The following is a 9,231-nucleotide window of genomic DNA, read 5'->3' on the forward strand; positions in this document are numbered from 1 at the left end:
AGATCTCGGGCAGCGACAGGTGACGGTGCATGTAAGGGTCGAGGGCTATTTTCATCTTATTGTCCTTTCCACCAGGTCTGAGTATCGGGGCATACTGCACAAAAAGCGGAATATAAATGCCATGACGATACTATATAGAATATTTATTCTACTTCAAGTCCATTAGTACTTCTCCTGTTTCATCGGACCGATGTTTTGCCAACACGGCTCACCTCACGCCTGACCGCCGGAGCCACTCCGCCGGAGATGGGATAACAAGAAATCGAAGTTTTCTGGCAAGATTTCCTCGAATACCGCTCAACAGCACAAGCGAACGCCACGGAAAAGCCCCGGCGCCAGAACGGCCGGCGCGCCCCAACCCCTTGCCATACGGGCCCTTTCACCGCCAGCGCAGCGTCAATCCCGACAAATGTCCAAACCAGCTCCCCGTTGAGCGATGAGCAAGATAATGAAGGCAGCCCCGGGTACCGGCTGGTTAAATATTTTCCATCCGGAGACGTTTGTAACAGTGCAGCTTTTGGCGGCTGCCAACACGACCGCCGGTTATTACTACCCAGAGGCACGATCATGACGATACAGATTTCCAGCGCTCCCTGCTGTTGGGGCGTCGATGATGTCAGGAACCCCCACCTTCCCCCATGGGACCGGGTACTCGAGGAAGCATCGACCGCCGGCTACAAGGGTATCGAACTCGGCCCCTACGGCTACCTGCCACTCGATATTGAAACCGTCAGCGCAGAGCTGCAGAAAAATGCACTCAGCGTGGTTGCCGGCACCATCTTCGACGACCTGATCGATCCGACCAATCTCGACAACCTGCTCCGCCAGACCCACGAGATCTGTGCCCTGCTGACGCAGCTGCCGAAACTGTCGCAGGCACCGGGGCAACACTTTCCGGCGCCCTACCTGGTGCTGATCGATCACGTTCACGAAGAGCGCAGCCTGTTCGCCGGCCACCCCGAAGAGGCGCCGCGCCTGAGTCGGGAACGCTGGTCGCAAACCATGGCCCACATCCGCGCAATCGCCGAACTGGCCCGCGACCGGTATGGCATCCGCGCCGTGGTGCACCCCCATGCCGGCGGCTATATCGAGTTCGCCGACGAGACCCTGAGATTGCTCGAAGACATACCGTACGACGTAGCCGGACTCTGCCTCGATACCGGCCACCTGTACTACTCGAAAATGGACCCGGTCGAGTGGATCCGCGAACACGCCGATCGCATCGACTACCTGCATTTCAAGGATATCGAGCCGGCGGTCTACAGCCGGGTCATGGCCGACAAGGTCGACTTCTTCGACGCCTGCGCACAGGGCGTGATGTGCCCGATCGGCCGCGGCGTACTGGATTACGAGGCGATCTACCGGCTGCTTGGCGAGGTCGACTACCAGGGCTATATCACCGTCGAGCAGGAACGTGACCCGCGCCATGCCGACGGCAGCCTGCAGGACGTGACCGCCAGCCTCGAGTTCCTCCGCAGCAAGGGCTTTTCCTGATCGCGGCCGCTGCACCGGATGACGGCCTCGAGACTGAACAACAAGAATTCCTGAAGGATAAAGACATGATCAATGGCGAACTGAAAGTCAAAAGCCCGATTCGCTGGGCGATGGTCGGGGGCGGCCGCGGCAGCCAGATCGGCTACATTCACCGCTCCGCCGCAGTGCGTGACAACAGCTTCCAACTGGTCGCGGGCGCCTTTGATATCGACCCTGCCCGCGGCCGCGACTTCGGCGTATCGCTGCGCGTCGATCCGCAGCGCTGCTACCCGGACTACCAGACGATGTTCGAGGCGGAGGCGCGGCGTCCGGACGGTATCCAGGCGGTCTCGATCGCGACACCCAACGGCACCCACTACGCGATTTCCAAAGCGGCCCTCGAGGCGGGGCTGCACGTGATCTGCGAAAAGCCGCTCTGCTTCACCGTTGCCGAAGCCGAGGAACTGCGCGCGCTGGCCGAGGAAAAAGACCGCCTGGTGTGCGTCACCTACGGTTACGCCGGCCACCAGATGATCCGCCAGGCCAAGGCGATGATCCGGAACGGCGACCTCGGCGAGATCCGCATGGTGAACATGCAGTTCGCCCACGGCTTTCACAGCGAAGCGGTCGAGGAAGCCAATCCCAGCACCCGGTGGCGGGTCGATCCCCGCTTTGCCGGCCCCAGCTACGTGCTGGGCGATCTTGCCACCCACCCGCTGTACCTGTCCGAAGTCATGCTGCCCGAGCTGAAGATCAGCCGCCTGATGTGCAGCCGGCAGAGCTTCGTCAGGAGCCGGGCACCGCTGGAAGACAACGCCTACGTGATGATGGAGTACGAGGGCGGCGTGATGGGCACGCTCTGGGCGTCGGCCGTCAACGCGGGCTCCATGCACGGCCAGAAAGTCCGGGTGATCGGTTCGAAGGCCAGTATCGAATGGTGGGACGAGCGTCCCAACCAGCTGCTGTTCGAGGTACAGGGCAAGCCCTCCCAGACACTGGAACGCGGCATGGACTACCTCTACCCGGAGGCCCTCGAAGACGACCGCATCGGGGGCGGCCATCCTGAGGGGCTGTTCGAGTCCTGGTCCAATCTCTATTACCGTTTCGCGCTCGCCATGGAGGCAAGGGACAGGGGAGACCGGGCGATGGCCGGCAACCTGGATATCCCGCAAATCGGTGCCGGCGTCGAGGGCGTGCGCTGGGTCGAAAATTGCCTCCGTTCGGCCGATAATGGGGCTGTCTGGATCGACTATGAATAACCGCAATGGTACAGCGCTTCGTCAATAAAAAGTCCAGGGGCAAGCTGGAGTTCGACAGCCGCGCGGAGCTGATGTACGTCTGCAGGGCGGACACCAGCTACACCCGGCTGCCGCGCGCCATGCACCGGCATGACGATCGCATCGAAATCGTCTTCATTCGCGAGGGCAGCGGCCACCATATTATCGGTGGCCGCCTCTACCACACCCGCAAGGGCGATGTGCTGATCTATAACGGCGGCGTGCTGCACGATGAATCGGCCAACCCGAATGCCGAAATGAGCGTTTACTGCTGCGCCTTTCGCAACCTGCGACTGAAGGGGCTGCCGAAGAACACCCTGACGCAGCCAGGCGAGAGTGTTGTGCTGAACAGTGGCAATCATTACGCAGAGTTCGAAAACCTGCTGTATCTGCTCTATACCCGGGTCGACTCGGACGATCGCTACGCCGCCGAATTCTGCAACCAGTTGCTGCACGCCCTGATCGTGCTGGTGCACAGCCTGGGCCGGGAAAACGAAGCCGAATCCCGGACCGACGACCAGGACCTGGGCGAGCGGATCAAGCACTATATCGATGAGCACTACCTTGACGACATCGACCTGAAATCCATATCGGACGAACTGCATGTCAGCCACTTCTATCTGGCACACAAGTTCAAAACCGCCGTGGGCTGTTCGCCGATCCAGTACCTGATCCGGCGGCGCATCGGTGAAGCCCAGTCGCTGCTGATCAATACCGACCTCAGCGTCACCGAGATCGCGACCCTGGTCGGCTACGACAACTCCAACTACTTCAACACCGCCTTCAAGAAAGTGGTCGGCATCACGCCTAACAGCTACCGCAAACAGTGCACGAGCTGATAACCGGAAAAGCGAACCTCGGGTGGCAGGTTTCACGCGGCGGGATGGATGACACGGTGCCGGGGCACGGGAGAGCCGGGCTGGAAACCGTCAGGGTGCCGTGCTACCCATCGGGAAGGTCGGACAAACCCAGCCAACGAAAAGGCCGTGGATGGGTGACGCCGCACCGGTTTCGCCGGGTATCGGTCAGCGGCATGCCAGGGCGGCTTCACCCATCCTATGAGATCGTCGCTTTCCGTTTGCCGCGGTGTGCTGCGCGTGCGCTATGCCCCCCTGGCGTGGGAGGCGACTCAGTCGGGGTTATTGCGCCGCGCCGGCAGCCGGTAAAGGAACCTGTTCATCGCCTTGGCGACCTCCCGGTACTCGCCGGACGGTCGGCGAGCCGGCCCGGAACGCGTCCGGGCCCCGTTGATGATGCAGGGACCCGGTCGCGTACTTAAAATTGCACCCAGCGCGCCTCGTTGTCGGCGGACTCGACACAGCACTCGACCAGACGCACGCCGTCGATACCGGCATCGATGCCCGGATACCAGAGGGTATCGAGCGTTGCGGTGTCGCAACGATCAGCCGCGTCCATCGCCAGCGCGAAACGGTAATAGAGATTGGCCCAGGACTCGAAGAAGCCCTCGGCATGCCCGGCGCCGATACGGTTCGCACCGATGCTCGGCACCTCGCTGTACAGGTAGTTCATCGCCCGATCCAGAATCTGCACCGGCTGTCCCTGGACCTCATAGCGCAGCTGGTTCGGATGCTCATCCCACCATTCGAGACTTGCCTTCTCGCCGACCACGCGGATCTTCTGCTGATGGGTGGAGCCGGCATTGACCGCGCTGGCCCAGAGCGTACCGACCGCCCCTCCGCGGAACTGCAGCATTACATGGGCATTGTCCTCGAGCGGCGAGCGGCTGGCGACGAAGCTCTGGCGCATGCAGCACAGGCGCTCGACCGCCAGTCCGGTCAGCATTCCCGCCAGGAAAAAGGTATGGGTGCCAAGATCGCCCACCACGAAACTCGGCCCCGACACCTGCGGGTCCATGCGCCATTTCGCCCCCGGGTTGTAACGCTCGATCTCGGTGTTGTGGAAGCCGTGGGCGAATTGCAGGTTGACGATGCGGATCTCGCCGAGCTCACCGCGCCGGATCATCTCCCGCGCCTGGTGCAGCATCGGAAAGCCGGAATAGCCATACATCACGCCGAACACACGGTTACGCTCGCAGGCCAGGCGCTTCAGTTCCTCTGCCTCGGACACCCTGAAGGTGACCGGCTTCTCGCAGATCACGTGCAACCCCGTCTCGAGCGCCGCCCTGGCGATCGCGTAATGGGTCGAATTGGGCGTCGCGATCGAAACCGCCTGGATACCGTCAGCCCGCCGCGCTTCCGCTGCGAACAGCGCCCGGTAGTCGGCATAACAGCGCGCCGGATCGAGTCCCAGGTTGGTGCCGAAATCCCGGCACCGCGCCGGATCGAGATCGAAAGCCCCGGCCACGAGCCGGAACAGGCCATCACGCTGTGCCCCGCTGCGATGGGCATAACCGATCTCGCTGCCACGCCCGCCACCGACCATCGCCCAGCGCAGGGGCTCATCGAAACGTGTCTCTTCGTTGAACATGGTTTCTCTCCCGGATTGTTGTTTTAGCCACTCGGCAGCCGCCGACAGGTTCAAAGGATGCTAGCATTGGCCGGGGGTTCGAAAACCTCGTATTCACCTCAAAAACACCTCAGGACGGCGCGATGAAAACACGCTTTGGCATCAAGCAGATCGCTGCCCAGGCCCGCGTCAGCCAGGCAACGGTGGACCGGGTGCTGCATCAGCGCCCGGGCGTGCGCTTCACGACGGTACAGCGAGTCCAGCAGGCGATACAGGAGCTCGAAGCCCAGGCGGGTATTGCCGGCTTCGCCGGGCGGACCTTTTACATTGACGTCATCATGGTGGCGCCATCGCGCTTCACCGGTGCCGTACAACAGGCCTTGCACCGGGTCTTACCGCTGCTCCAGCCGCTGCGAATCCGGCCACGCTTTCACCTGCACGAGGAGATCGACGACGACCGCCTGGTCGGTCTGCTCAAGGACTGCTTCCGGCGGGGCAGCCAGGGGCTGATCCTGAAGGCGCCGGACGAGCCCGTAATCAACGAGGCCGTACGCGGTATTACCGGCGCCGGCATTCCGGTCGTCACCCTGACCTCGGACCTCCCCCACAGTGGACGCTGCACCTATATCGGCATGGATGACCGCGCCGCGGGGTGTACTGCCGCCTACCTGATGCTGAAATGGCTGGGCGACCGCGGCGATACCGTCGCCGTCAGCCTGAGCAGCCAGGTATTTCGCGGCGAGGAGGAGCGGGAGATGGGCTTTCGCCAGTTGCTGCGAGAACGGGCGCCGGACGTCCGGATTGTCGAAATCGCCGGCGGACTCGGCATCCACGCCGGCACCTATGAACGCACCCGGCAATGCCTGCAACGCGAACCCGGAATCCGCGCGGTCTACAGCACCGGCGGCGCCAATCGCGCCATCCTCGAAGCCTTCGCGGCCGAAGGCCGCCCGCTAGAGGTGTTTATCGGTCACGACCTTGATCGCGACAACCGCGCCCTGCTGCTCGAGCAGCATCTCGACGCCGTCATCGACCACGATCTGGAACAGGATGCGCGGCGCGCCCTGCTCTGCCTGATGCGCCAGCACGGCGCCGTGACACAGGACCTGCCGGACAGCGGCTCACGCATCCATATCGTGACACCCTACAACCTCTGACGCGTGCAGCGTGCCGCGCCGGGATTCGATCAGGCGATCATCGTATCCATCGCCCGGGCAACGCCGTCGGCGGTGCTGTCAACCTGCCAGGCGTACGGCTCAGCGGGCGGCGACCCGGCAATGGAATGGATCATGCGATCGATGCAGCCGAATGTGTCGGCGGCCGCTTTGAACGGTGCCTCCCGCCTCCCCCGGCGCTTGGCGACGACACTGGACGTGAACGCCTCGCGCCTCAGACTTATGCCCCCAGCCGGGTCGACCGGGAATGCCCTGGTGTTTCACACCCCGATACAAGTAAAAAGGTCCATCGCGGTTTGGCGGGAAGAAAATGTCATTCGCAGGATGGGGGGGAGCCGCAATGGCACCCCGCTGTCTGTGTGCGTCGGGTTGTTTGCGGCGTAACCCATCGACTGCTCCGGCCTTCGCGGCGCCGAACTGCCACTCGAAGGTGGGTTCCCCGAAAATAGCTCCTGCATTTTCGGGATTTCCGCCGTCCCCAGTGGTTACACGACGCCCAGGCTGCGCCAGGACCGGATCGCCCCTGCCTAAACGTCGTTCCACCCATCCCACGGTTTCCCTTTGCTCTGCGAAGAACCAATAAAAAAGGAGCCCGTAGGCTCCCAAGAACAACAACTAACCTTAGCGTGCGAGACCGTCTCGAATATAGGCCATGCTCTCTTCGATGACCGGCACCGGGCGTTCCAGCTCGGTCACCGAGGTCGCGAACGGCTCGAACGAGACGTAGCCCTGGTAACCGCCCGCCAGCAGCGCCTGAAGCTGGCCGATGTTATCGAGACGGTCATCCGGGCCGACCATGACACGGTGTGCATCGAGCATATCGTCGAAACTGATAGCCGGATCCTCGACACCGGATACGTGCACCAGGCCGGTGAATTCGGGATAGAACTCGGTTTCGCCCGCGCCCTTGTGGTGGAAAGTATCGTGCACCAGACCGAAACGGGTCTCGGCACCCAGTTCGCGAATGGCCTCAACCGCTTCGCGCTTGGTGCGCAGCGACGAGATCGGGAAGCCCAGCGGCTCGACGAACCCCTTGAGACCGTGTTTTTCGAGAATCGGCTGGATACCCTTGAGCGCCGCCAGCAGGCCCGCTTTGCGCTCCTCGGCACCGGCCTTGTATTCAGCATCGACCAGCGGGCACATCACCAGCCCGACTGCACCGCAGGCAGCGGCCAGCTCGGCCAGTTTTTCGGCCTGGGCAGCACGCTCGTCATTCCAGATATTGAACGGGTAGAGGGCGTTGATGCTCAGCACCTCGATCCCCAGTTCGCGCGCCTTCGACCCGATGGCACGAGCGTTTTCCAGCTCGGTGACACTGTTTTCCTGCACATCGTTGCGCAGTTCGACCGCCTTCAGGCCCAGTGCGCTGGCCGTTTCCAGCAGCTCGATCGCGGTCATCTTCGGCGCGACCATATGGTTGAGCGAGAACTTCAGATTCTGTACGGACATGGTAATACCTTCGAAAAAGAAAGCCTTAAGCTAGAAGATTGAAGCAACAGGACACCGTGGAATGGGTCTGCGACGCAAACGTGCCTTGAGTCAGAGCTACCGCTTTTACCTGGGCGTCGCGTGACCCATCACGCGACCCGCTCCGACCTATGACGGGGTATGACGCGCCCGGGGCTCAGAAGACAAACAGAGCCCGAGCGATGCGCGCCTCACCCACCCTACGGTATTACCGCTTCAGCCGTAGAACGCCGGGCGACCGGCCATTTCGACCGACTCGATTGCGCCGCTCTGCTGTGCCTTGACCGCGGAATCGGCCGCCACCGCAGCAGCATAGCCGTCCCAGGCGCTGGGGCCGCCAACGGTGTCCTGCTCGCAGCCGCGGATGAAGTCCTGCAGTTCGATGTCGTAGGACTCGATAAAGCGGTCTTTCCAGTCCACCAGCACGTTGGTGTAGAGCTTGGTATCCTTGCGCATCAGCAGGCTCTGCGGCTCCGGCAGGCTGGCAATGCCGCTTTCGCCGACCACCTGGCACTGGATGTCGTAGCCGTACTGGCAATTGACGAAGATCTCGAGGTCGATGCGGACACCGCCCAGGGTCTCGATCAGCAGAATCTGCGGATCTGCCAGATGCTCGAAGCGGTTCTTGGTACCTTTCGGATAGACCACCTGCATCGACTTGTAATCGTCGTTGAGCAGCCAGCGCAGCACGTCGAGCTCGTGGATCGCGGTATCGACGATCGCCATCTCGGTGACGTAGCGGTCCGGCACAGTCGGGTTGCGGTGGGCACAGTGCATCATCAGCGGCGCGCCGATTTCGTTGTTGTCCAGCGCCTGCTTCAGCTGCTGGTAGCCCTTGTCGTAACGGCGCATGAAGCCCACCTGTACCAGGCGCTTGCCGGCCTTGACCTCGGCTTCGACGATGCGCAGGCAGCCCTCGGCGGTGGTCGCCAGCGGCTTCTCGCAGAATACATACTTGCCGGCTTCGATTGCCGCCAGTACGAACTCTTCGTGGGTCGGTCCCCAGGAACACACCAGCACCGCATCGACATCGTCCGCCTGGATAAGCTCGTGTCCGCTTTCGTACACTTTCGCATCGAGGCCTAGGCGATCGACGACCGCGCGGGCCTGGTCCTGATTGACGTCGTTGACCGCGACGATCTTGCCGCCCGAGAGCGTCTGGGTGATACGACGCGCGTGGTCTTCACCGATTGCACCTGTACCGATTACACCGATTCTGATGGTCATTTGCCGTTTTCCTGATCGTTGTTTTTGATGTTGTTATGCTCCGCCCGGGCGAATCCCCCGGGCGGTAAGGGGTTACACGAAGGATTACTTGAGGTACTTGTCGACGTAACGCTGGATCTCGTCGCGCATGAAGCGCGAGGACGACTCCGCACGCTCTTCCCAGGCGAAGACGCAGCTCGACAGCA

General features: G+C 62.1%; 7 protein-coding genes. 4 read left to right on the top strand and 3 right to left on the bottom strand.

What is annotated here, in order from left to right; translation table 11 throughout:
* Positions 1 to 567 precede the first annotated feature (567 nt).
* From IEX85_RS23795 to IEX85_RS23805, 3 genes are all read left to right on the top strand, one after another.
* A complete protein-coding gene (locus IEX85_RS23795) occupies positions 568 to 1,494 on the top strand; it encodes a sugar phosphate isomerase/epimerase family protein (RefSeq protein ID WP_188863139.1) in 927 nt (308 codons plus the stop codon).
* 65 nt (positions 1,495 to 1,559) lie between these two features.
* A complete protein-coding gene (locus IEX85_RS23800; RefSeq protein WP_188863140.1) occupies positions 1,560 to 2,732 on the top strand; it encodes a Gfo/Idh/MocA family protein in 1,173 nt (390 codons plus the stop codon).
* Positions 2,733 to 2,737: 5 nt separating this feature from the next.
* Positions 2,738 to 3,589, top strand: a complete 852-nt coding sequence (locus tag IEX85_RS23805; protein WP_188863141.1) for a helix-turn-helix transcriptional regulator — start codon at positions 2,738 to 2,740, stop codon at positions 3,587 to 3,589.
* Positions 3,590 to 4,025: 436 nt separating this feature from the next.
* On the opposite strand, the gene IEX85_RS23810 is transcribed toward IEX85_RS23805, so the two are convergent.
* Entirely contained in the window at positions 4,026 to 5,198 is a 1,173-nt protein-coding gene (locus tag IEX85_RS23810; protein ID WP_188863142.1) for a Gfo/Idh/MocA family protein, read from the bottom strand.
* Between the two features lie 122 nt (positions 5,199 to 5,320).
* Here IEX85_RS23810 and IEX85_RS23815 point away from each other — a divergent pair, with 122 nt between their 5' ends.
* Entirely contained in the window at positions 5,321 to 6,334 is a 1,014-nt protein-coding gene (locus tag IEX85_RS23815) for a LacI family DNA-binding transcriptional regulator (protein WP_188863143.1), read from the top strand.
* 639 nt (positions 6,335 to 6,973) lie between these two features.
* Here IEX85_RS23815 and IEX85_RS23820 read toward each other — a convergent pair.
* On the bottom strand, positions 6,974 to 7,801 hold the full coding sequence (locus tag IEX85_RS23820; protein ID WP_188863144.1) for a TIM barrel protein: 828 nt from the start codon (positions 7,799 to 7,801) through the stop codon (positions 6,974 to 6,976).
* Positions 7,802 to 8,035: 234 nt separating this feature from the next.
* Positions 8,036 to 9,046: a bifunctional inositol 2-dehydrogenase/D-chiro-inositol 1-dehydrogenase gene (gene iolG, locus IEX85_RS23825; RefSeq protein ID WP_188863145.1), complete on the bottom strand. Its 1,011-nt coding sequence runs from the start codon at positions 9,044 to 9,046 to the stop codon at positions 8,036 to 8,038.
* Positions 9,047 to 9,231 lie beyond the last annotated feature (185 nt).

Origin of the sequence: Marinobacterium nitratireducens, assembly GCF_014645375.1 — a bacterium.
GTDB lineage: Bacteria > Pseudomonadota > Gammaproteobacteria > Pseudomonadales > Balneatricaceae > Marinobacterium_A > Marinobacterium_A nitratireducens.

Excerpts from the sequence above, each read along its gene's own strand:
- IEX85_RS23795 (WP_188863139.1), top strand. The coding sequence starts at position 568 with ATGACGATACAGATTTCCAGCGCTCCCTGCTGTTGGGGCGTCGATGAT.
- IEX85_RS23800 (WP_188863140.1), top strand. The coding sequence starts at position 1,560 with ATGATCAATGGCGAACTGAAAGTCAAAAGCCCGATTCGCTGGGCGATG.
- IEX85_RS23805 (WP_188863141.1), top strand. The coding sequence starts at position 2,738 with ATGGTACAGCGCTTCGTCAATAAAAAGTCCAGGGGCAAGCTGGAGTTC.
- IEX85_RS23810 (WP_188863142.1), bottom strand. The coding sequence starts at position 5,198 with ATGTTCAACGAAGAGACACGTTTCGATGAGCCCCTGCGCTGGGCGATG.
- IEX85_RS23815 (WP_188863143.1), top strand. The coding sequence starts at position 5,321 with ATGAAAACACGCTTTGGCATCAAGCAGATCGCTGCCCAGGCCCGCGTC.
- IEX85_RS23820 (WP_188863144.1), bottom strand. The coding sequence starts at position 7,801 with ATGTCCGTACAGAATCTGAAGTTCTCGCTCAACCATATGGTCGCGCCG.
- iolG (WP_188863145.1), bottom strand. The coding sequence starts at position 9,046 with ATGACCATCAGAATCGGTGTAATCGGTACAGGTGCAATCGGTGAAGAC.